Origin of the sequence: Sphingomonas sp. PAMC26645 (assembly GCF_004795835.1) — a bacterium.
GTDB lineage: Bacteria > Pseudomonadota > Alphaproteobacteria > Sphingomonadales > Sphingomonadaceae > Sphingomonas.
The window spans coordinates 2357210-2378972 of record NZ_CP039249.1 but is presented as its reverse complement, the minus strand read 5'-3'; the positions used below and the strand labels follow the sequence as shown (position 1 = coordinate 2378972).

Annotated in this window: 15 protein-coding genes; 10 read left to right on the top strand and 5 right to left on the bottom strand. The window is 64.6% G+C overall.

The window, feature by feature from the left end; genetic code table 11:
* Positions 1–205: 205 nt before the first annotated feature.
* Positions 206–1942 (bottom strand): flotillin domain-containing protein, encoded by a 1737-nt coding sequence (locus tag E5673_RS11125; RefSeq protein WP_247599340.1) that lies wholly within the window; start codon positions 1940–1942, stop codon positions 206–208.
* Between the two features lie 25 nt (positions 1943–1967).
* Complete coding sequence (locus tag E5673_RS11120) at positions 1968–2588, bottom strand: OB-fold-containig protein (RefSeq protein WP_136190052.1); 621 nt, start codon at positions 2586–2588, stop codon at positions 1968–1970.
* Positions 2589–2890: 302 nt separating this feature from the next.
* On the opposite strand from E5673_RS11120, the gene E5673_RS11115 reads away from it, so the two are divergent.
* The 4 genes from E5673_RS11115 to E5673_RS11100 all read left to right on the top strand — a co-directional run bounded on the left by E5673_RS11115 (position 2891) and on the right by E5673_RS11100 (position 7956).
* Positions 2891–4507 carry a DUF4173 domain-containing protein gene (locus E5673_RS11115; RefSeq protein ID WP_136190051.1) on the top strand — a complete coding sequence of 539 codons (1617 nt, stop codon included), beginning with the start codon at positions 2891–2893 and terminating at the stop codon, positions 4505–4507.
* An 11-nt stretch (positions 4508–4518) separates the two neighbouring features.
* On the top strand, positions 4519–5226 hold the full coding sequence (locus E5673_RS11110) for a response regulator transcription factor (protein WP_247599339.1): 708 nt from the start codon (positions 4519–4521) through the stop codon (positions 5224–5226).
* The gene (locus E5673_RS11105; protein WP_247599338.1) at positions 5211–6818 is read left to right on the top strand and encodes a HAMP domain-containing sensor histidine kinase; all 1608 of its coding nucleotides are present in this window, start codon (positions 5211–5213) and stop codon (positions 6816–6818) included. The genes E5673_RS11110 and E5673_RS11105 overlap by 16 nt, the downstream gene beginning before the upstream one ends.
* Before the next feature lie 343 nt (positions 6819–7161).
* Positions 7162–7956 (top strand): class I SAM-dependent methyltransferase, encoded by a 795-nt coding sequence (locus tag E5673_RS11100; protein WP_136190049.1) that lies wholly within the window; start codon positions 7162–7164, stop codon positions 7954–7956.
* A gap of 544 nt (positions 7957–8500) precedes the next feature.
* Here the strand turns inward: E5673_RS11100 and E5673_RS11095 are convergent.
* Positions 8501–9415, bottom strand: coding sequence for a LysR family transcriptional regulator (locus E5673_RS11095; protein ID WP_168711610.1), 915 nt, complete (start codon positions 9413–9415; stop codon positions 8501–8503).
* A gap of 151 nt (positions 9416–9566) precedes the next feature.
* Between E5673_RS11095 and E5673_RS11090 the strand changes: the two genes are divergently transcribed.
* The 6 genes from E5673_RS11090 (at position 9567) to E5673_RS11075 (ending at position 16855) form a co-directional block, all read left to right on the top strand.
* Positions 9567–11834 (top strand): beta-glucosidase, encoded by a 2268-nt coding sequence (locus tag E5673_RS11090; protein ID WP_136190047.1) that lies wholly within the window; start codon positions 9567–9569, stop codon positions 11832–11834.
* Complete coding sequence (locus E5673_RS20040; protein ID WP_247599337.1) at positions 11831–12457, top strand: hypothetical protein; 627 nt, start codon at positions 11831–11833, stop codon at positions 12455–12457. The genes E5673_RS11090 and E5673_RS20040 overlap by 4 nt, the downstream gene beginning before the upstream one ends.
* Positions 12436–13842, top strand: coding sequence for a glycoside hydrolase family 3 N-terminal domain-containing protein (locus tag E5673_RS11085; protein ID WP_247599336.1), 1407 nt, complete (start codon positions 12436–12438; stop codon positions 13840–13842). Before E5673_RS20040 ends, E5673_RS11085 begins: the two co-directional genes overlap by 22 nt.
* Before the next feature lie 343 nt (positions 13843–14185).
* Positions 14186–16471: a TonB-dependent receptor gene (locus tag E5673_RS11080; protein WP_136190046.1), complete on the top strand. Its 2286-nt coding sequence runs from the start codon at positions 14186–14188 to the stop codon at positions 16469–16471.
* Positions 16472–16478: 7 nt separating this feature from the next.
* Positions 16479–16643: a hypothetical protein gene (locus E5673_RS19675; RefSeq protein WP_168711609.1), complete on the top strand. Its 165-nt coding sequence runs from the start codon at positions 16479–16481 to the stop codon at positions 16641–16643.
* 26 nt (positions 16644–16669) lie between these two features.
* Entirely contained in the window at positions 16670–16855 is a 186-nt protein-coding gene (locus E5673_RS11075) for an amidohydrolase family protein (protein ID WP_210731729.1), read from the top strand.
* Between the two features lie 162 nt (positions 16856–17017).
* On the opposite strand, the gene E5673_RS11070 is transcribed toward E5673_RS11075, so the two are convergent.
* Together E5673_RS11070 and E5673_RS11065 are read right to left on the bottom strand one after the other, a co-directional pair.
* Positions 17018–18688 carry a carboxylesterase family protein gene (locus E5673_RS11070; protein ID WP_136190044.1) on the bottom strand — a complete coding sequence of 557 codons (1671 nt, stop codon included), beginning with the start codon at positions 18686–18688 and terminating at the stop codon, positions 17018–17020.
* Positions 18689–18735: 47 nt separating this feature from the next.
* Positions 18736–21711, bottom strand: a complete 2976-nt coding sequence (locus E5673_RS11065; RefSeq protein WP_136190043.1) for a TonB-dependent receptor — start codon at positions 21709–21711, stop codon at positions 18736–18738.
* Between the last annotated feature and the right edge of the window lie 52 nt (positions 21712–21763).

Sequence of the window (21763 nt, the reverse complement as noted above, 5' to 3'; positions counted from 1 at the left end):
TAGTCGAGAAGACCCATAGGTCGAGTGATCGACGCTCCGTGGACCGCCGTTGCCAGCGAACGATAGCTAAAGCACGTAGTTAGCGGGGACGGCGCGTTGCGACCGGATATGCCGCCTCGCCCAAAAATTCTCGTGCTTGAAATCCATTGCCGACCGAGCGGCGCGTAGATCGATTTCGAGGGGTCGTGCGATCGCATATACACGATCAAGCCGGAGGGTTGCCCGATCCGCCGTTGAGTGCAGCGGGCTGTTTGTGAGTATCGGTGGAGGTGGTTCGGGCATGCACTGCATCCCCGCCGCTCCCGGCGAGCATACCGTTCAACGAACTGCCGGTCATGCCGAGTTCCGCCATCAGCCCATCGATCAGTGGGCCGCCGACGCGGTAGCGCATCGCCGCGGCGACCGCGGCGTCGGCGAGATTGCCCTGACCGCCGCCGGCCGCGCCGTCGCTGCTCCCGTCGCCATGCAGTCCTCGGGCATCGAGGATGCTGATCTTGTCAATATTCTCCATTGGCTTGCTGGCCGCAGCGATGATCGCGGGCAGGGCTTCAAGCATCGCGCGGCGGATCAGCAGCGCGGTCTGTGCGTCACTCAGCAGGTTGGTCGCCTCGTTGAGCGATGCCTGACCTGCCGCGTCGACCTTGAACGCTGCCTCGCGACCTTCCGCACGGGCCTTCTCGGCATCGGCTTCGGCGGTCGCTTCGGTCCGCAGGGCACTGGCGCGTGCCTCTGCGGCCTCCTTCTCGGCGGTCGCGGCGACGGTGATGCCGACGGCCTCTTCCTGCGCGCGCTGGGTGGCGGCGATCACGGCGACGTTCTTGTTGCGGTTGGCAATCTCGGTTGCCTTGGCGGTGGCAACGCTTTCCTCGGCGCGGACGGCGAGCGCACGAGCCTCATTGGCGGCGGCTGTGGCGGTCGATTCCTCCTCTGACTTCTGCGCGGTCTGCACGGCGGTCGTTATACGCGCGATTTCGATGGTGCGGTCGCGCTCGATCGTCGCGGTCTGAATCGCACCGTCGCGGGCGATGGTCGCGGTCTGGATCACCTTGTCGGCCTCGGTCTGCGCAACGGTCTGCGCCTGGCTGGCGGTGATGCGCGCGATCTCGGCGAGACGGGTCTGCTCCGCTTCGGCGGTGGCGATCGCGGTCGCCTGCTCGGCACGCCGGGCGGACAGCGTCTGCTCCTGCGTCAGGCGCGCCTGTTCGGCAGCCTGCGCGATCTCGAGCGACTGGTTGTTCGCATCCAGGTTACGCTGCTCGATCTCGACGCGGTTGGTGGCGACGATGTCGTTGCGGATCTTCTTGCGCTCCTCGATCGTCCGCGTGAGCACGGTCAGGCCCTCGGCATCGAACGCGTTATTCTCGTTGAAATGCTCGAACGCGGTCTGGTCGAAATGCGTGATGCTGACGGACTCGAGCTGGAAGCCGTTCATGTCCAGATCGGTCATCAGCGCCTCCTGCACCTTCTGGATGAAGTCGGCGCGGTTGGCGTGGAGGTGCTCCATCGTCATCGTCGCAGCAACCGAGCGCAGCGCCGAGACGAGCTTGCCGTCGAGCAGCGACTTCACCGCATCGGGGCTGTTGACCGAATCGCCGAGCGTCTGTGCCGCGGCGGCGATCGACTCCGCGTCGGGTTTCACCTTGATGTGGAACAGCCCGACGACGTCGACGCGCAGCTTGTCGAGCGTGATCAGCGCGTCCTTGTTAAGGCGTGAGACTTCCAGTTTTACGGTCGTCAGGCGTACCTGCATCAATTCGTGGAGCACCGGGATGACCATGATGCCGCCGTTGAGCACGACCTTCTCGCCGCCGAAGCCGGTACGGATCAGCGCCACGTCCTTGGTCGCGCGGCGGTACAGCCGGGTCAGGATGATGCCGATCACCACCAATGCGAACAGCACGATGCCGGCGTAGATCAGGACGTTCAGAAGCTGTGCGGGCATGAAACCCTCCCCGGTTATGCGTTGGTTAGATCGACCGCAGAAGCGCGTTGGCTTCGGGCAGTGCGTAGAAGAGTTTGCCATCGCGGCGGACGATGAGCGCGGTCTCGCCGGCGGCGATCGTGTCGATGTCGTCGTGCGGCTCGACCATGATGAAATGCGCCTGCCCGTGCTGGTCGACGATCTTTGCGCGGGCCGGCGATCCGCGGCGGGCGGTGCCTTCTAGGATCGTACCGCGGCGCCGCAGGAAGTCGTCGGTCGAGATCACGCTGGTCTCGAAGCCGGGCATGATCCGGGCGAGGCCGTTGGCGGCGAGCGTGTTGAGCAGGCTGCCGGCGATTAATGCGCCGCCCGAGGCGAGGCCCCAGTGCAGCGGGGCGCCGGCCAGCGCGGTCGCGCCCTGCTGAATGGCAATCCCTGAAAGCGTGAAGCAGCCGAGCAAAGAGGTGAGCCAGATCAGGATCGGCAGTTCATGGCCGAGCCCGAGCCAGTCGAGCACGCCGCCGCTATCGGCTTCGGCATGGACGTCCGCGTGGAGATCGAGATGGCCGAGCCCAAGGCCGATCGCCTCGATCAGCCCGATCCCGATCATCACGACGAACGCGATCGCGAACGGCGCGTAAGCCGGCGTCAGGAAGATCACGAACATAGGCCGTAGCGCTGGTGAGGAATCCGGTTCTGCATCGGCGAACGGGTAACGGACAGACGACAACGCTTCGTTACGAAACGCCGGCCGATCCGGTCTTTGCACGCCATGTGTCGATACCCCCCAAGGCGAGGCCAGCCCTGTGCCGAGGCATTCGCAACGCAGGTTGAGGGAAACCGGCCGGGTTTGGATTCATCCTCTGCACAGGATCTGCACGACAAGCGAACGGACCGCACACGGACCTCGCGATCCGACGCTCACGGGACCGCGGCAAAGCCGATCCACGACAATCGGGGAGTGCGAAGATGAACCGCAATGGAAAACTGATGGCCAAGGCCGGCGCTGCTCTCGCGCTGATCGTGCTGGCGGAAATACTGATCGACGATGGCAATGGCGCGGTTGTTGGCGGGTTCGCGTTCGCCTGGATCACCGCCCTGTTGCTGACGCGACGGGCGATCTGGCATGACGGATTGGCGCGACCGGCGTTGATTGCCGGCGCCGGATTGGCGGCGGTGCTCGTCGACGATCCAAGTGTCCTCGGCTGGGTTCTGTTCTGGACCGCGCTATCGCTTGCCGCACTCCTGCCGCGTCACGGGTTCGACGATGCACTCGCCTGGGCGCGCAGGCTTGGCTGGCACGCGATGTCTGCCGTCGTTGCGCCGTTGAAGGATGCTGCGCGGCTGTCGATGGTCCGCCAGCGTCGAGGGACGTCCTCCGGCGGCTTCCGCGCAATCGGGGCTGTCGTCGCGTTGCCCTCGGTAGGCGGTGTGGTTTTCCTTGGGCTGTTCGCGAACGCCAATCCGCTGATCGGTCAGGCATTTTCGCGGATCGTGCTGCCGGATCCGTGGGCAGTGACATGGCGGACGGTGTTCGGGCTCTGTGTGCTGATTACGATCTGGGCAAGCTTGCGGCCAAGTCGGCGCACGACGCGGGCAACGCAGATCGGCGAACGCTCGATCGGCACGGCGTTCGAGCCGGGGGTGGCGACGCTGATCCTGTCGCTTGTGACGTTCAATGTGATTTTCGCAGTCGAGAATGCGCTCGACATCGTGTTCCTGTGGAGCGGCGCAGGATTGCCTGCGGGCGTGACGATGGCGGACTATGCGCATCGTGGTGCGTATTCGTTGATCGTGACCGCATTGCTCGCCGCTGTGTTCGTGCTGCTGGCATTACGTCCGGGCAGTGCTGCCGCGGCGAGCCCGCTGGTGCGGCGGCTCGTGATGGTGTGGATCGTGCAGAACCTGCTGCTGGTGGCGTCGAGTGCATTGCGAACGCTCGATTATGTCGACGCCTACGGGATGACGGTATTGCGACTGTCCGCGCTTGCTTGGATGGGGCTGGTAGCGACGGGGCTGGCGCTGATCGGCTGGCGATTGCTGGCAGGCAAGTCAGCATCGTGGCTGATCAACGCCAATGCCCTGGCCGCGGTTACGGTGTTGGTGGGGGCGAGCGTCGTCGATCTTGGTGCGACCGCCGCGGCTTGGAATGTCCGCACGACACTCGTCAGAGGTAAGGCGGGACCGCCGCTAGACCTCTGTTATATGGCGCGGCTCGGGTCATCGTCGCTGGTCTCGCTGGCGATGCTGGAGCAGCACGCGAAACAGCCCGGTCTGCGCGACCGGCTGGCGTATCTGCGGTGGGAAAGTCAGGTCGAAACCGCGGACGGGCAAGCCTATTGGCGTCGCTGGACGCCGCGCAATGCGAGACGGCTTGCGACCGTCCGGGCGATGTTCGGCACCAAGGCGCCGCGTTTGCGGTCCGCGCCGGACGGACGAAGCTGCGACGGGCTGATCCTGCCGCCCCCAATGGTCGAGGAGACGTTGGCGCCGCTACCCATTCAGGCGTCGAAGACGTCTGCACCGCTGCCACCTTCACCTACAGCGCCAGCACCAAAGCCGTTGACGCCGGGCGCGCAACAATGATCCTATGCCCGATGCCCCGCACTATCCTGGTCGTCGACGACGATCCTCATATTCGCCAACTGCTCGTGTTCGCGTTCGACAAGGCCGGACTCAGCGCGATCGAGGCGGCGGACGGCGAAGCCGCGCTTGCGCTTGTCGAGACGCATGCGCCCGACCTTGTCGTGCTCGACATCAACATGCCGCGGATGGACGGACTGGAGGTATGTCGACGGCTTCGCGGCGGAGAGGGCGGGGCGGACATACCGATCCTTTTCCTGTCGAGCCGCGACGACGAGATCGACCGGGTGCTCGGCATCGAACTCGGCGCCGACGATTATGTGGTGAAGCCGTTTTCGCCGCGCGAGGTAGTAGCGCGGGTCATGGCGATCCTGCGCCGCACGTCCGCGCGGGCGCCGAACATCGAGGACGGGCGCGACCTCTCGCATGGCCGGTTGCGGCTCGATCTGGAAGGCTGGCGCGCGCTCTGGAACGAGGTCGAGATCGCGCTGACCGTTACCGAGTTCCAGATCCTGCGGCTGCTCGCGTCCATGCCGGGTCGGGTGTTTAGCCGCGACGCGATCATCGACCGGCTGCATGGCCCCGGTTTCGCGGTCACCGACCGGACGATCGACAGCCACATCCGCAACCTGCGCGGCAAGTTCGCGAAGGCCGGTGCCGACGACCTGATCGAGACGCGCGCGGGGATCGGCTATCGCCTCGGATCGTGCATGACTTCGTGATCGGCAGGATCAAGGACTGCGCGAAACGCCACTGGCCCCGGATGCGCTTACGGACGATCCTGTTCGCGACGCTGTTTCTGGTCGCCGCGCTACCCGGGTTCGGCGCGGTGTTCCTGCGTGTCTACGAGAACACGCTCGTTCGCCAGACCGAGGCCGAGCTGATCGCGCAGGGTGTGGCGCTGTCCGCGACCGCTGCGGCGCTCTGGCCTGCCGCACCCCTCGGTCGTGTCGCGCATCACGAGGTTGCAGGCGACGACAACCCCTACGTGCAGGCGCCCGCATCCGGCATCGACCTCAGCACGACGCCGATCGGTGCGGAGCGGCCCCCGGTCGCGGCTGGCCCTAGACCATCGCCCGACGCGGTGGTCGCCGCCGCGCTCCTTTCGCCGATCATGGACGCGACGCGGGCCACCACTTTCGCCTCGATCATCCTTCTCGATCGCAACGGCAGCATCGTCGCCGGGAGTTCGGCCATCGGCAGCTACGCCGCACTCCCCGAAGTTGCCGCCGCACTTGCTGGGCGCGCCACGACCGTGCTCCGCCGCAACGGAGCATACCGCGCGACGTACCGTTTCGAATGGCTGTCCCGAGCAGCAGCGATCCGCGTCCATTACGCGCGCCCGATCATCGTCGGCGACCGCGTGGTCGGCGTGCTCCTGCTGTCGCGCTCGGCCCGTGCGCTGTTCCGGGGATTGTACGAAGACCGCGGCAAGATAGCGTTGGGGATCGCTGCGATCTTCGGGTTGCTCGTGGTGCTGAGCGGCATCATCTCCCGCGGCGTCACGCGCCCGATCGAACAGCTCGGCGCGGCGACGCGCGCCGTCGCGAGCGGCCGCGGTCGCGTCCCCAATCCGCCACCGACCGCGGCGATCGAGATCCAGGGCCTCTACGCCGATTTCGCGGTGATGGCGGCGGCGATCGAGCGTCGCTCGCGCTATCTGCGCGACTTCGCCCACGCGGTCAGCCACGAGTTCAAGACCCCGCTCGCCGGCATCCGCGGCGCGGTAGAATTGCTTCAGGATCACCCCGATATGGTCGCGGAAGATCGCTACCGCTTCCTGGCGAATGCTGAAGCCGACGCGCGCCGGCTGACCCTTTTGGTAACGCGACTGCTGGACTTGGCTCGTGCCGACATGGCGGAACCGGAAGACGCTAGCATCAACGCCGGGGAAGTTGTCACGAGGGTCGCCAATTCCTGGAGAACGGCGAGTTTCGCGATCGAATTTGTCTGTGACTCCGCCCTACCCATGGTCCGTGTGCCAGCGGCGACGTTGGAGGCCGTTCTCGTAACATTGTTGGAAAACAGCCGACAGGCAAACGCCCGATCGGTGACGATCCGTATGCTTGTCGAGGATACCTCCCTGAAACTCCTAGTCGTCGATGACGGTCACGGCGCGTCTCTTGCAGACCGGGCACGATTGTTCGAGCCGTTCTTTACTACCAAGCGGGACAAGGGTGGGACCGGTCTTGGTCTCGCGATTGCTCGATCGCTGTTGGAGGCCAGTTCGGGGGAATTGGTGACAATGGACGGCGAGAATCTTGGGTTCATGATCAGCGTACCCATTCACTTCGCAATCAAATACGTGGCTTGAGCCGCCTAGCAAAAGAAGCAGTTACGTACAGTGCGAGCCCATTATAACGATTGATTGTATCGGCACGAATACCATTCAGCGCAAATCGCGTATCGTGACAGACCTATCGGCAGTAATGGCCCATCTCCGGTCATTCGGAGCGCACTTCGATCCGCCCGACTTTCGCCGCGTAAGCATTACGATTTGAATCCTGATAGCAGCCTATTGCCGTGATTAAACACAGTTGACGCCCTGGAACTCTTGGCGAGAAATCTCTGCGTATGGTCTTGAGGGTACCAGAAAGCGGACTTCTGTTGCGCGCCATGATCGGGTAACACTGCACCTCCCTCGCGAAAGGTACGTTATGCGTTCTGGCCCTGCCCTCCTCGCCTTGGTGCTTACCGCCGGCTCCGTCGCTGCCGCTCGGCCGGCATCGTCGCCTGCCCTGATGGCAGCGGTAAAGGCGTCAACGCGCTCACCTGCCAACGTCGCGCGCGATCGCTATCGCCACCCCGTCGAGACGCTGCGCTTCTTCGGGGTGAAACCCACGGACACCGTGGTCGAAATTTGGCCGAGCGGGGGGTGGTACACGGAAATCCTCGGTCCGTATCTGGCAGCGCATGGGACGCTGTATGCGGCCGGGCCGGACGACAAAGGGCTTGCTGCCGTCAAGGCCAAACAGTCCGCAGCGCCGTCTGCGTACGGCTCCGTGAGATTCGCGACATTCCCGGCCGGACCGGGCGCGACCTCGGTGCCAGCGGGCAGCGCGGACGTCGTCCTGACCTTCCGCAACGTCCATAATTGGCGCTTCGGTGCGACCGACCGGACGCAGGCGGCCTTCGATCAGATGTTCGCCATGCTGAAACCGGGCGGCACGCTGGGCGTCGTCGAGCATCACTTGCCCGAGGCGTCCGGTACGATCGAGGAGGCGCGCAGCGGTTACATGAAGCGTTCGTCCGTCCTCGCCTATGCGACCAAAGCCGGCTTCAGGCTCGCCGGCGAGAGCGCGATTAATTCCAATTCCAAGGATACGCACGACTACCCCAAGGGGGTGTGGACACTGCCGCCGGGCTTCGCGGACGGTGATCACGATCGCGCGCGTTACGCTGCCATTGGCGAGAGCGACCGAATGACACTGAAGTTCATGAAGCCGAAGTAATCGGGTGCGGTGACAGTATCCCCGAAGGTCGGCGTCGCGCCATTCCTGGCGTGCGCGTCTAGGTAGTCTGCCAAATCTGGCGCGATCGCCGACCGCTCGCGGAACGCAACCGCCCGCCTCCCGACCGCCGCTTGAAGTGAACCATGTCGCGCTATTCGATCTCGTGCGAGCGGCGACGCTTCCTGTGCCGTCTCCAAGGGTTGGCTCGAAGCGTTGACCGCTCGCTTGCTGGCAAACTGGCCTGCGCGGGATAGCGGTTGACGAAGAACCCTGGATACTTTGCGTCCGAGGCCAATGCTGCGATGATGTCCGACGACGAGAGCGCCGGATCGGTCGGGTTCCTCGCCTCGGGGGTTTGGACCCAGAAGCGGATATTTCGCCACCTTGCCTTGTTGCCCAACTTCAGACGCTCGGTCGGCGGATCGCCAGCGAAACTGTTGTCAAGTAAGGCGGCCTCCAAACTACCATCAGCCGAGGATACTCGACGAGGCAGAATACACTACGGACTCACAGAGTATTCTACTGGTATCCACGATTTACCAGATCAGCTCTTTGGATCGTTAGAGCTAGCCAAACTCACCGTGAGACGTGGCCAACGGGCCAGAACATGCTGGAGGAATGCCGACGCGGCTGGCGGCAAAGTGCGATCGGCGAGCCACGCCATGCCGATCGTCCGGCTAATCATAGGAGCCGTCAGCGGACGGGAGACGAGCGTAACCTGCCCCAGCATGGCGAGCGTCGATTGGGGTAGCGCGCTGATCCCGAGACCGGCCGCGAGCAACCCGCCCATCGTCGCAAGTTGCGTACATTCGTACAGTGGCTTCACGCTGACGGCCGCCTTGATGAAGGCCGTATCGGTCAGGGCACGGACGCTGCTCCGCGCCGCCATCGCGATGAACGGATTTTCCGCGAAGATCGACCAGTCGGCCGTACCGGGCAGATCGACTGCATGGCCGGTACGGCAGACCAGCACGTAATCGTCTTCGAGTAACGGTTCGAACTGGAAATTGTCCTCGTCGGGCGGCGTCGTGATGGCGAGATCGATCTGTCGATCCTGCATTTCCTGATAGAGCGTACCCGAGAGATGATCGTGCAGGATGATCTCGACCAATGGGTAAATTGCCTGGAAACCCGCGATCATGCCGGGGAGTGCCCCCGCCGCGACCGACGGCAGCGCACCGACGACCACGCGGCCTCGCTCTCCAGCGAAATTTTGACGCACCGAGGTAAATGCGTGGTCGAAGTCCGCGGTTAGACGCTCGACGATCGGCAGAAGAGTCTCCCCCGCCGTCGTCAAGGTGACGTTGCGAGAATTCCGGTCGAACAGGCGGACGTCCAGCGTCTCTTCGAGCAGGCGGATCGTACGGCTGAGTGCAGGTTGCGAGACGTTCGTCATCCGCGCGGTCTCGCTGAAGCTCAGATTATGCGCGATCTGCATGAACAGTCGAAGGCTAGACATGCTGGGAGACTTCGACATGCTGACCTCTTCATCGATACGGCGTTGGTCGCGAGCAATCACAAATACGAATTGATCTATGCGTAATCTCTATTTCTTAAATCATCGCGCGCCTTCGATAAGGGTGCAAGCGAGAAAAAAGCGGGAGAGGCATATGACGAGAACGATCTGGCAGGCCAGCGTGGCTGCAGCGGCGCTCATGACGAGCGTACCGATGGCAGCGCAGACCGCCCCGGCAAAGGCGTGGATGGACGCAAGCCGCACGCCCGACGAACGCTCCGCGCTGATCCTCGCGCAGATGACGCTCGACGAGAAAATTGCGATGGTCAACGGGACGTTCGGATCGGCGCTGAAGAGGGGCAATCCGAACGAGACGCGGACCGGCGCGGGGCATGTTCCGGGTGTTCCGCGGCTCGGTATTCCCGATCTGTACGAGAGCGACGCGAGTCTCGGCGTCGCGAACGGCGGCGAGATGCGCAAGGGCGATGTCGCAACCGCCCTCCCCGGCAGCCTGCTGACCGCATCCACCTTCGATCCGACCATCGCCGAGGCCGGTGGGCGCATGATCGGCAGCGAATCCCGCGCGAAGGGCTTCAACGTGCTGCTAGCGGGCGGCGCCAACCTGGTCCGCGATCCGTGGAACGGCCGCAATTTCGAATATCTGAGCGAGGACGTGCTGCTGACCGGCGTGATGGCCGGCGCGGCGATCAAGGGCATCCAGTCGAACGGCATCGTCTCGACGATCAAGCACTACGCGCTGAACGCGCAGGAGAGCGGCCGCAACGTGCTCGACGCGAAGATGGCCGAAGCGCCGATGCGCGAGAGCGACCTGCTGGCGTTCGAGATGGCGATCGAAGCCGGCAAACCCGGTTCGGTGATGTGCGGCTACAACCAGGTGAACGGGCATTATGCCTGCGAGAACGACTTCCTGCTGAACACCGTCCTGAAGAAGGACTGGGGCTATACCGGCTGGGTGATGTCGGACTGGGGCGCGGTGCACTCGACTGTCAAGGCGGCAACCGCAGGACTCGACCAGGAATCGGGCCAGGAACTCGACAAGCAGGTGTTCTTTGGTGCGCCGCTGAAGGCCGCGGTCGCCGCCGGCACCGTCCCGGCTGCGCGACTGGACGACATGGTCCGCCGGATCCTGCGGACGATGATCGCGCATGAGCTGGTCGATCGGCCGACCCCGGCAACCCCGCAGCCGATCGACTACGCCGCCAACGCGAAAGTCGCGCAGGCGACGGCCGAGGCGGGGATCGTCCTGCTCAAGAACGACCGCGACCTGTTGCCGCTGGCCGCGACCGCCAAGACGATAGTTGTGATCGGTGGCCATGCCGATGTCGGCGTGCTGTCGGGCGGCGGATCGTCGCAGGTCCGTTCGGTCGGCGGCGTGCCGCTCGAACTGCCGATGCCCGGCGGCGGGCCGCTCAGCAGCTTCATCAAGATTACCTATCACGCGTCGTCGCCGCTCGCGGCGATCAAGGCGCGCCTTCCTCAGGCTCAGGTGACCTATCTCGACGGCAACGACGTCAGGGCCGCCGCCGCCGCCGCCCGCGCGGCCGATATCGCGATCGTGTTCGGCGAGCAGTGGCGCACCGAAGCGCAGGACGTAGAAACGCTCGACCTGCCGGGGACGCAGAACGCGCTGATCGACGCGGTCGCCGCCGCCAATGCGAAGACCGTGGTCGTGCTGGAGACCGGCGGCCCCGTGACGATGCCATGGGCAGGTCGCGTCGGCGCGATCCTGGAAGCGTGGTATCCCGGCCAGAAGGGCGGCGAGGCGATCGCATCGATCCTGGTCGGCGACGTGAACCCGTCGGGCCGTCTGCCCGTCACGTTCCCCGCCAACGCCGCGCAGGCGCCACGCCCGACGATCCCCGGCCTGGCGCTCGTGAAGGCAGCGGACGCGCGCAACGCCGCCAAGCCCAAGGTGACGACGCTCGACCTGAGTACGGTCGACCTGACCGGTGGCGTACCCTCGTTCCCGGTCGAGTATCCCGAGGGCGCGGACGTCGGCTATCGCTGGTATCAGCGCAAGGGTGCCGCCCCGCTCTTCGCGTTCGGTCACGGCCTCTCGTACACCAAGTTCGCCTATCGCGACCTCAAGGTCGTTGGCGACGCGATCAGCTTCTCGGTTACCAACACCGGCAAGCGCGCGGGCGCGGACGTCCCGCAGGTCTATGCCGCGCCCGCCGGGCAGATGCACAGGCTGGTCGGATTCCAGCGCGTCATGCTGCAACCCGGCGAAACCAAGCAGGTCAGCGTCACGATCGATCCGCGCCTGATCGCGCGCTACGACACGGCACGGCCCGGCTGGTCGGTCGCGGCCGGTGCCGTGCCGATCACGGTCGGCCGCCAGGCGGGCGACGCGGTCCTGTCGGGCACGATGCAAGTGGCGGCGCAGGCCATCAAGCCATGACCGTGCGGTCGTCGTCGCCGTCGTCGTCGTCGTCGCGCTGGTTGATCGGCGCGGCGCTCCCGGCGGTCGCCTTGCTGGCCCAACCCGCCGCCGCCGATCCGCACGTCCAGAGCCGCAAGGGCCCGATGCTGACGGTCGAGGGCAGCCAGTATCGCGACCTCGATCGTAACGGACGGCTCGATCCGTACGAGGATTGGCGACTATCGCCCGAGCGCAGGACCGACGATCTGGTCCGTCGCATGACGCTGGAGGAAAAGGCGGGCACGATGATGCACGCTTCGCTGCCGGGCGCGGGCAGCGGCGCCAATGCGTCGATCGGCGTCTCAGCCGACGGTTACGACCTGAGGCGCGTTGGTGAGATGATCGGGCAGCGCGGTATCACCAGCTTCATCACCCGGCTGGCGTTGCCCCCGCGCCGTTTCGCCGAAGCGAACAACGCGGTCCAGCTGCTCGGCGAGGACTCGCGGCTCGGCATTCCGGTGACGATCAGCACCGATCCGCGCAACCATTTCCAATATGTGCTGGGTGCTAGCGCGCAATCGAAGGGCTTTCGCAATGGCCCGATCCGCTCGGCTTCGGCGCGATCGGCGATCCCTCGGTCGTGCGCGCGTTCGCGGATATAGCGCGGCAGGAATATCGTGCGGTCGGGATCCACGAGGCGCTGTCGCCGCAGGCCGACCTCGCCACCGAACCGCGCTGGTCGCGGATGACGGGCACGTTCGGCTCCAACCCGGCGCTCGTCTCGCCGCTCGTCGCGGCCTATGTCGAGGGTTTCCAGCACGGCCCGAACGGTGTCGCGCGCGACGGCGTGATGGCGATCGTCAAGCACTGGGTCGGCTATGGCGCGGAGCCGAACGGGTTCGATGCGCATAACTATTATGGCCGCATCGCGCGCCTGGACGATCGCAGTTTCGCCGAGCACGTCGCCGCGTTCGACGGCGCGTTTAAGGCGAACGTCGCAGGCGTCATGCCGACCTATCCGATCCTCCAGGGCGTGACGGTCGACGGTGCCCCGCTCGAACAGGTCGGCGCAGGCTTCAACCGCCAGCTGCTGACCGGGCTGTTGCGCGGCACGAAAGGCTATCGCGGCATCATCCTGTCGGACTGGGCGATTACCAACGATTGCGGTCCCGGATGCCGCGCGCCCGACAAACCGCAAGGCGTAAGAGACATTGCGATGCCGTGGGGCGTCGAGACGCTGAGCGAGGCGCAACGCTTCGAAAAGGGCATCATCGCCGGGCTCGACCAGTTTGGCGGCGTCGACAAGCCCGCGGCGATCATCGCCGCTGTGCGGGCGGGTCGCATCGCGGAAGCGCGGATCGACGACTCCGTTCGGCGGATCATGATCGCCAAGTTCGAACAAGGGCTGTTCGACGATCCCTATGTCGATCCCGCCGCAGCCGAACGTTTCGCCGCGCGTCCCGAGCATCAGCGCTTGGCGGACGCGGCACAGCGAAGGTCGCAGGTCCTCCTGGAGAACCGGTCGGGCGTCCTGCCCCTCACGGGCAAGCGCAGGGTCTTCGTCTACGGACTTTCACCCGACGCGGTGACCGCGAAGGGCTTTACCGTCGCCGCCCGCCCGGAGGATGCAGACGTCGCGATCATCCGCCTGGAAGCGCCGAGCGAGATGCTCCACCCGAACAACTTCTTCGGCAGCCGTCAGAAGGAAGGCCGGCTCGACTTTCGCAACGGCGACGCCGGCTACGAGGCGTTGAAGACGGCCAGCGCGCATGTCCCGACGATCGTCTCGGTCTATCTCGATCGGCCGGCGATCCTGACCAATGTTCGCGACAAGGCGGCGGTGCTACTCGCCAATTTCGGAGTGAGCGACGCCGCGTTGATGGATGTGCTGACCGGGCGCGCTAGCGCGTCGGGCCGGCTGCCGTTCGAACTGCCATCGTCGATGGCTGCCGTCAGCGCGCAAGATCCGGCGGTACCAGACGATTCCGCCAAGCCACTCTATGCCGTTGTTGCCGGGATCATGGGTGCGGTGCGCCTCAGGCGATGATCGACGCCGACACGCCTGCCGGGACAAGCTTTCTAAGCCGCATCGACGTCAGGCTAGGTCCCAACGAGCACTTGGGACGTCGCGTGAGCGTTGCCTGGAAGGCCTGACGGTGAACGCGATCTATCGGCGTTGTTCATGACGAGATCATGCACGGACGACGTAGACCCGACCAAACCTCTCCACGAGCATAACGGCATTGTATCGATCGATCACAAACTTGTATTTTACTGATCGAGATTAATCGTCGATCACGCTCTCTCAAGAACACGAGACGGAGACGCTCGACCGTTCCGACCATTCGAAAACGAACGGCGGACAGGTGGGGCGATAGGAGGGGAAGACGATGAGCAAGCGTTTGTTGGCATGTGGGGTTTCCGCGTTCGCGGTCTTTGCGACACCGGTCGCAGCGCAGCAGATCGGACCGCCGTCGACGCTTCCCGACCAAAGCGTGCAACGGGTCGGCGAAGCTCCGGCCTCCGCCACCGAGGCGGAATCGAACAGCGCGTTGCAGGCATCCGAAGGCGATATCGTCGTCACCGCCAACCGTAATGAATCCCTCGCATCCAAGACCCCGATCGCGCTGACCGCGATCACTGGCACGGCACTGTTGTCCGCAGGCATCACCAATCCGACCACGCTGGGCGAGCAGGTGCCGAACCTTTCGATCGATCGGGGCAACGGCCTGCAGATCACGATCCGCGGCATCACGAGCACGGATGGCACCGAAAAGGGCGATCCGTCGGCAGCTTTCATGACCGACGGCATCTACATCGCGCGACCGCAGACGCAGGAAGTGAGCTTCTACGACATCGCCCGCGTCGAGGTGCTGCGCGGTCCACAGGGTACGTTGTTCGGCCGCAACACGACCGCCGGCCTCGTCAACGTCATCACCAACCATCCGGTCGACCGGTTCGAAGCGTCGGTCGACGCGAGCTACGGCAATTACGACAGCCGCCTGCTGACCGGCATGATCAACGTGCCGATCTCCAGTTCGATCGCCGTCCGCGCGGCGTTCAACTACGATCGCCGCGACAGCTTCCTCGAGTCCGGGCCGCGAGTCCGTACCGACCTCAGCCCGTTCCGCGACAACGTGTCTGGGCGCTTGTCCGCCTCCTGGTCGAGCGGCCCGGCCAAGCTGCTGATCATCGGCGACTATTCGCATGTCGGCGGGCAGACCGTGAACAGCGTCCTGACGAGCAATTTCTACACCGGGTTCAACACCGTCGGGGTCGACCCCGTCTATAATCCGGTCTCGGGGAAGACGGCACAGCGTACCGTGGTCGCGCCGTATACGACCAAGCTCGGTCGCGACAACGACGTCTACGGCGTGCTGGCCGATTTCAGCTATGACTTTGGCGGAGTGACGCTCAACTATCTCGGATCCTACCGGAAGTTCGAGCGTCGCGAGGATTTGAGCCTGACGCCCGGTACCGGTGCCACCGTATTCCCGTCGCGCGACGATGCGGCGTACAAGCAGAACAGCCAGGAACTGCGTCTCTCGACCGACCTCGGACCACTCTCGATCCAGGCTGGTGGCTATTATTTCCACGAGACCGGGTTCCAGAATTACTACATCTTCGGCCTGCTCAACGCGACGCCGGGCGCGCCCGGCTATGTCTTCGGCTTTCCGCAGCGCTATGTGAAATCGGAATCGCTGGCGGGCTTCGGCCAGGCGACGCTGAAGCTGACCGACCGGTTTCGCGTGACCGGCGGGGTCCGCTATTCGCACGACGAGAAGGCGCGGATCGGGGCGACCGTCATCTGCGGCGCGGTCGCCTGCACCGGCGCACGGGATACGAGCACGGTCAACAATGCGGCGAGGACGTTTTCGAAAGTCACCTATCGCGGTGGCGTCGACTACGACCTGAACTCGCGCAGCCTGCTCTACGCGGTCGTCTCGACCGGCTACAAGGCGGGCGGGTTCAACGATGGCTGCGAAGCCGGAACCGGCGCGGGCTGTACGCTGAGCGCAACCGCACTCTATTATAACCCGGAGACGATCACCTCCTATGAGGGCGGCATCAAGACGCATCTGGCGGGCAACGTGCTGCGGGTGAACCTGTCGGGCTTCCACTATGATTTCGCGGGCATCCAGTTGAGCCAGCTCTCGACGATCTGCGGCGGCCCTTGCCAGGTGACCACCAACGCCGGCCAGGCCAAGGTCGACGGAGTCGAGCTGGAGACCGTGGTGAACCCCGGCCCGAACACGCGCTTCGATGCGTCGGCATCATGGCTGAACGCGCGCTATACGAACTTCTTCCCGACCCCTGCCGTCAGCTTTGCCGGCAGGAAGCTCGATCGGTCGCCCGAATGGACGGTGACCGCCGGGATCACGCAGACCGTCCCGCTCGCCGGCGGCGCGAACATCCAGGTGTCGGCGCGGACGCGACTGAGCGACAGCTATTACCTGTCGGCGCTGGGGACGCTCAACCAGTTTCGCCAGCCGAGCTTCACCAAGACCGACCTGTCGCTTACCTACAACGCAGCGGGCGAACGCTGGTATCTACAGGGCTTCGTGCGCAACCTCGAGAACAGCCTCGTGGTGTCGGGCGCGTCGTCGGGCGCCTATAGCGGCGTGACGTTGCAGGACCCGCGCACCTATGGCGTGCGAACCGGCTTCCGGTTCTAGACCCGTCATGCCGAGCATCCGCCGCCGCCCAGTGCCTGCCGTCGTGGCGGCGATAGCGGCGGCGGTCGTGCTGACTGGCGCCTTGCCTAGCATGAGCCTGTCGATCTGGCAGGCGCAGCCGAGCACGACGACTGCGGAGAGCGTGCCGCCTGGGTCTCGAGCTATCCGCTGAAGGAGGTCGACCGGTACATCGAGCGGTTGGTCGATGCAGGGTGCGAGGATCGCGTCATGTTCGGGACCGACGAACTCATCTGGCCGGGCTTGATGCGCTATTCGGTCGGCATAATCCAGAACGCAGACTATCTGTCGCGCGAGCAGAAGCGCGATATCCTCTACAACAACGCTGCGCGCTTTCTATGGTTGACGCCGGTGAGGGCCGGATAATATCACTGGCCGCCCGACCGACATTGGTCGCGCCGCTGGCGTTACTTGAACTCAACCACCGGCGACGTTCCCAACGTGGCCGCATGCCCAACGCATCACGGTCACGTCCAAGGTCTAGGCATGGTCGACGCGCCTGTATGGCACGTCGACCATGCCCATAACTCACGGACGCATCGACACCTTGGCCAGATCGGCGTCGATCGCCTTCAGCTTGGCATCGGTCAGTGAGGGGATGTAGGATTGCAGTGCCTCGAGCGTCACGCCGCGTGCCATGCCGATCTGTTCGCTCTTGATCACGTCGGGAATCTGGCGTTCGAGCACCGCCTTCGCCGCGGGGTCGTCGAGCATCTTGCCGAGCGGCGTGGTGATCGAGGTGTAGTGCCCCGAGGCCTGCGCACTGGCCAACCGCGCCTTGCCGGCTTCGATATCGGCGCCCCACGGATCCTTCTGCGCCACAGCCTTGCCGTCCGCACCGAAATCCATCAGCTGGTCGCCGGTGGCGGTGTAGGCGGGCCAGGACGGCAGGCCGCTTCCGTTCGGATTCCCGGTCTTGGCGAAGTTGACGACATAACCGCTGATCGTCTTGCCGACCGCGATGTCCTTGGCGGTGGTCTTGTCGCCATACTTCACCTGCGTGGTATCGAAGAAGAACGGGATGTCCGTGGCATGCTGCGCGCCGGGCTGACCGACCGAATCCGCGACGTAGGAGAAGCGATACTCCCAGACCGGTACGCCCTTGCCGGCGATCGCTGCCGACGCCTCGCGCGCGCCGGCGATCATGAAGCCCGACTTGCCCCCCATGTCGGCGCTGGTCGCGCCGATCACCGTCGGCACGCGCGCGAAGCGGTTCGCGGCATAGGCGCCGCCCAGATCGACGACGACCTTGCCGTCGACGAACGGACCGGTATTAGTCGGCGGGCCCGCCTTCGGGCGGAACATCTGCATCATGCTGAGTCCGTCGGTAACCTCCTCGGCGCTCAGAGCGCGCAACTTGGCAAGCGCGTCGGGCGCGGCCGGATCGATGTTCTTCGACCGCGCGAAATTGGCACCGATCTGCTCGACGTCGGCGAGCGTGCGCTTGTCCGACTGGCCATTGCCACCCGACATCACGAAGGCCTTGCTGAACAGGCCGCGGGCCAGCGGCGAGGTGTTGAGCATGTGCACCGACATACCGCCGGCGCTTTCGCCGATGATCATCACGTTCGCCGGATCGCCGCCGAACGACGCGATGTTGGCGCGGACCCATTTCAACGCCGCGATCTGGTCCATGATGCCGTAATTGCCGAGCATGCCATCATCGGCATTCTGCCGGGTAAGCGGCGGCAATGCGAACGTGCCGAACCGGCCGACACGGTAGTTGAAGCTGACGAACACCACGCCCTGCTTGGCGAGGTTGGCACCGGAATAGGTCGGCGGTGACGCGCCGCCATTCACGAAACCGCCGCCGTAGATCCATACGATCACCGGCAGCTTGGCCGACGCGCTCGCCGCCGCCGGCTTCCAGACATTGGCGTACAGGCAATCCTCGGCGGGCTGCGTCCCGAGCGGTGCGGCGTCGCTGGGGAACGGGACCTGCATGCAGTCGTGCGAGTAGGCGGTCGCGTCCTTCACGCCTTTCCACGCCGCAGCTGGCTGAGGGGCGCGCCAGCGCAGCGCTCCGACCGGGGCGGCGGCGAAGGGGATACCCTTCCAGCTGGCAACGCCGTCGGCGCTCGCGCCGCGGACTTCGCCGCGGTCGGTGGCGACGACATTGGCACTGGTTTGGGCGGTCGCGACGACTGGGCTCGTCAAGGCGACGATGGCGGCAGTTAGCAATAGGCGGTGTGCAATCATGAGCGGTAAATCTCCGAACGAGCAGGAATATGGCCAGGATGACCGGATCAGAAGGCCTTTGTCAGTTGGAACGTGGCGATACGTCCGAAGATGTTGGCGTTGGACGGATCATAGGCTCCGTAGTTGTTGCCCGCCTGCGTCAGTACCAGCGGGGGATCCTCGTTCGTCACGTTCTGGAAATTGGCGCTCAAGCGGACGCCACCCAGCACGCCGCTCGACCGGGGTACCGAATAGGTGATGCCGACGTCCAGCGTCTTCCATGACGGCACCTTGGTTTGCGGCCGGCCGGTGATCGGGATCGTGTTGTCGTAGGATCCGGTATAGTTCAGGAAGGCGTTGACCCCGACCCGCCCCAGCGTCCAGCCCAATTGGCCACGGCCACGCAGGCTCACCGGGTAATAATAGGTGTCGAGCACATCCTGCTTCGCACCACCGGAGACCTGTTGCAGCGACTGGTTCAGGATCTTGGTGACGCTTACGCCCACATTCCATTTTCCGATCCCGGTATCGAACTGGTAGGAGGTCTGGAAGTCCAGCCCATCCTGCGAGGTAGTCGCGGCATTGGCGCTGCGTGCATCCAGGATGACCCCGACCGTGCAGGCGCTGAGCACGGGCGTATTGTAGAGCGCGGGATTGGCGGCGATGAAATTCGCCAGTACCGGATCATAGGTCGCGGGACTGCCGTTCACGCAATTCGCCGGATTGTTCACCGGCGTGATGTACGGGCTATATAGCGCCGCATTCTGCGGGCTCGATAGGAACAGTCCGACATTCTGGCCGACGATCTGGTTGGCATAGCGCGTCTTGTAATAGGTCCCGGAGAACCGGAAACCCGATCCCACCGGCTTGACGTCGAAACCCGCCGACCAGGTCTTGGCGGTCTCCGGTCGCAAATTCCGATTGGCACCCAGCAACAGATAGGTGCTGCTGAACCCCGGGTATAACAGCGCGATATCGTTCCGCCCCGATGCGTTGGCGAACGGCAGACCGATCACCGCCGACGAATAGTTTTCGGGATTGGTATCGGTCAGTGCCGGGGCGCGGAATGACGTGCCCCAGGACCCGCGGACCGAGAGGAAATCGTTCACGGTCCAGGTCGCGCCGATCTTGGGATTGGTCGTGCCCCCGAAATCGGAATAATTGTCGTAGCGTACGGCCGCGTCGATGTTCAGCGCCTGCACGAGCGGAACGTTCATGTCCTCGCCGACCAGCGGCACGAACAGCTCGGCGAACACGCTGGCGGTGCTGCGATGCGTCGTACTGTCGTTGGTGACCGCAAAATTGTTGTTGGTGCGGTCCTGCTCGAACGCGTTGTTGCTGCCGTTCAGCAGGTGCTGGCGGTTGTAGGCGAGCTCTCCGCCGATCGCCGTGCGCACCTCGCCGCCGGGCAGCGAGAATAGCGGACCATCGACCTTGACCACGGAATCGATGAACGTGTTGTACGAGAACTGCGTGTTGGTGCCCAGGAAGCTTCCATATTGCCCGGCAGTCAGCGGCGTCGACTGGTACGGATTGATCGCTCCCGCCGTGATCTGCGATGCCAGCGCGGCACCATTGGCGTTGTTGTCGAAATTGCAGATGCCGCAGGTCGTATCGTGCGCGTAGGTGAAATAGGTATCGATGTTCCACCGATTGGGCAGGTGACCGGTGACGCCGCCGGTCACGCTGATCGTCTCGGTCGGGTTCTTGGTGACCGACGGGCCGCCGAAGAACGTGATCGGGTTGACTGCCACCGTCTGGGCGAGCCCACCGCCGCAATCGGCGTTGGCGGCCGACGCCGAGGCCGGCGCGCCGCTGATGTAATAGGGACTGCCCTGACAGACGAGCAGGTTGTTGCCGACGCGCGAGTTGCCATAGCTGCGGCTCGATGTCTGGCGCTTGGTGTAGAAGGATTCGAGGTAGACCGAGATCGACGGTGCCAGTTCCTGGTTGAAGAACAAAGCCGCCTGATCGCGTTTCTGTCGCGGCAGGAAATCGGTGTAGTCGGATTGGTCGGCAAGGGCGGCGCCCGGGGTCAGTTGTCCGAACGCGACGCCGGGACGCGCGTCGGGTGCCACCGTAAAATAGCTGTACGGGACGCCGTTGCCGCCGACGATCAGCGCCGGGCTGGTGACACCGAGGTTGGCGTTGTTAGCGCGAGAGTCGATACCCCCGAGCGAGCTGAGATCGCGCCGCAGGAATTTCGACCGACCGTTGACGAACGGACGACGATCCTCGTGATCGTAGGTCAGGATGATATTGCCCGTATCCCAGCTCTTCCCGCCGGTCACCGAGACACCCCAGGTGTTGTGATAGCGATCGACACTGTCGCGACCGGAGACTTCGAGCCCGTCGAACCGCTTGCGCAACACATAGTTGATCACGCCGGATACCGCGTCGGAACCGTAGATCGCGGAATTGCCGTCGCTGACCACCTCGATCCTCTCCAGCGCGGCGACCGGGATCTGGATGGATTCTGTGAACGTGCTGGCGGCACCACTCGGCACGACGCGGCGGCCATCCACCAGCGTCAGCGTCGCCGAGGTGCCGAGCCCGCGCAGATTGATCGCGTTGCCCTGTGTCGAATTGCCACCGTAGCCGGACGTGCCGCCCTGCCTGTAGACCGGGCCGGAGCCGCCTGAATTGGGGTTGTTCTGTACCTGCGGCAGCGTCTGCAGCACGTCGTTGACGTTGGTGTAGCCGGTGGCGAGCACCTGCGATCGATCGATCGCCAACGTCTGCGATCCGACCGGCTTGACGCCGGAGATGTTGGTGCCGGTGACGATGATGTCTTTTTCGCTCGCGACCTCCGCGGCGCTCTCGGCCGCTGGCTGTTCGGCGGTGGTGACCTTCGCGCCGGTGGTCGCGTCGGCCTGATCGGCGGCAGTCGCCTGTGCCGGCGCCACGGGCACGTCGCTGGTCGCCTGCGTCGCTTCGGTCGATCCGCTGGTGGCCTGCTGCCCTAACGCCGGCGCCGCCTGCGTGGCGATGACCAGTGCGAGTATGCTGGCGCCGCGGTGGACCAGGCGTATGTTCGGATTCATGACATCCCCCCTTGTTTGCCGGGGTCGTTAATCCGCCCCGTGCTAAACCAAC

Coding starts and splice junctions, on each gene's coding strand:
- E5673_RS11125 (WP_247599340.1), bottom strand. CDS start 1,942: ATGCCCGCACAGCTTCTGAACGTCCTGATCTACGCCGGCATCGTGCTG.
- E5673_RS11120 (WP_136190052.1), bottom strand. CDS start 2,588: ATGTTCGTGATCTTCCTGACGCCGGCTTACGCGCCGTTCGCGATCGCG.
- E5673_RS11115 (WP_136190051.1), top strand. CDS start 2,891: ATGAACCGCAATGGAAAACTGATGGCCAAGGCCGGCGCTGCTCTCGCG.
- E5673_RS11110 (WP_247599339.1), top strand. CDS start 4,519: ATGCCCCGCACTATCCTGGTCGTCGACGACGATCCTCATATTCGCCAA.
- E5673_RS11100 (WP_136190049.1), top strand. CDS start 7,162: ATGCGTTCTGGCCCTGCCCTCCTCGCCTTGGTGCTTACCGCCGGCTCC.
- E5673_RS11095 (WP_168711610.1), bottom strand. CDS start 9,415: ATGTCTAGCCTTCGACTGTTCATGCAGATCGCGCATAATCTGAGCTTC.
- E5673_RS11090 (WP_136190047.1), top strand. CDS start 9,567: ATGACGAGAACGATCTGGCAGGCCAGCGTGGCTGCAGCGGCGCTCATG.
- E5673_RS20040 (WP_247599337.1), top strand. CDS start 11,831: ATGACCGTGCGGTCGTCGTCGCCGTCGTCGTCGTCGTCGCGCTGGTTG.
- E5673_RS11080 (WP_136190046.1), top strand. CDS start 14,186: ATGAGCAAGCGTTTGTTGGCATGTGGGGTTTCCGCGTTCGCGGTCTTT.
- E5673_RS19675 (WP_168711609.1), top strand. CDS start 16,479: ATGCCGAGCATCCGCCGCCGCCCAGTGCCTGCCGTCGTGGCGGCGATA.
- E5673_RS11070 (WP_136190044.1), bottom strand. CDS start 18,688: ATGATTGCACACCGCCTATTGCTAACTGCCGCCATCGTCGCCTTGACG.
- E5673_RS11065 (WP_136190043.1), bottom strand. CDS start 21,711: ATGAATCCGAACATACGCCTGGTCCACCGCGGCGCCAGCATACTCGCA.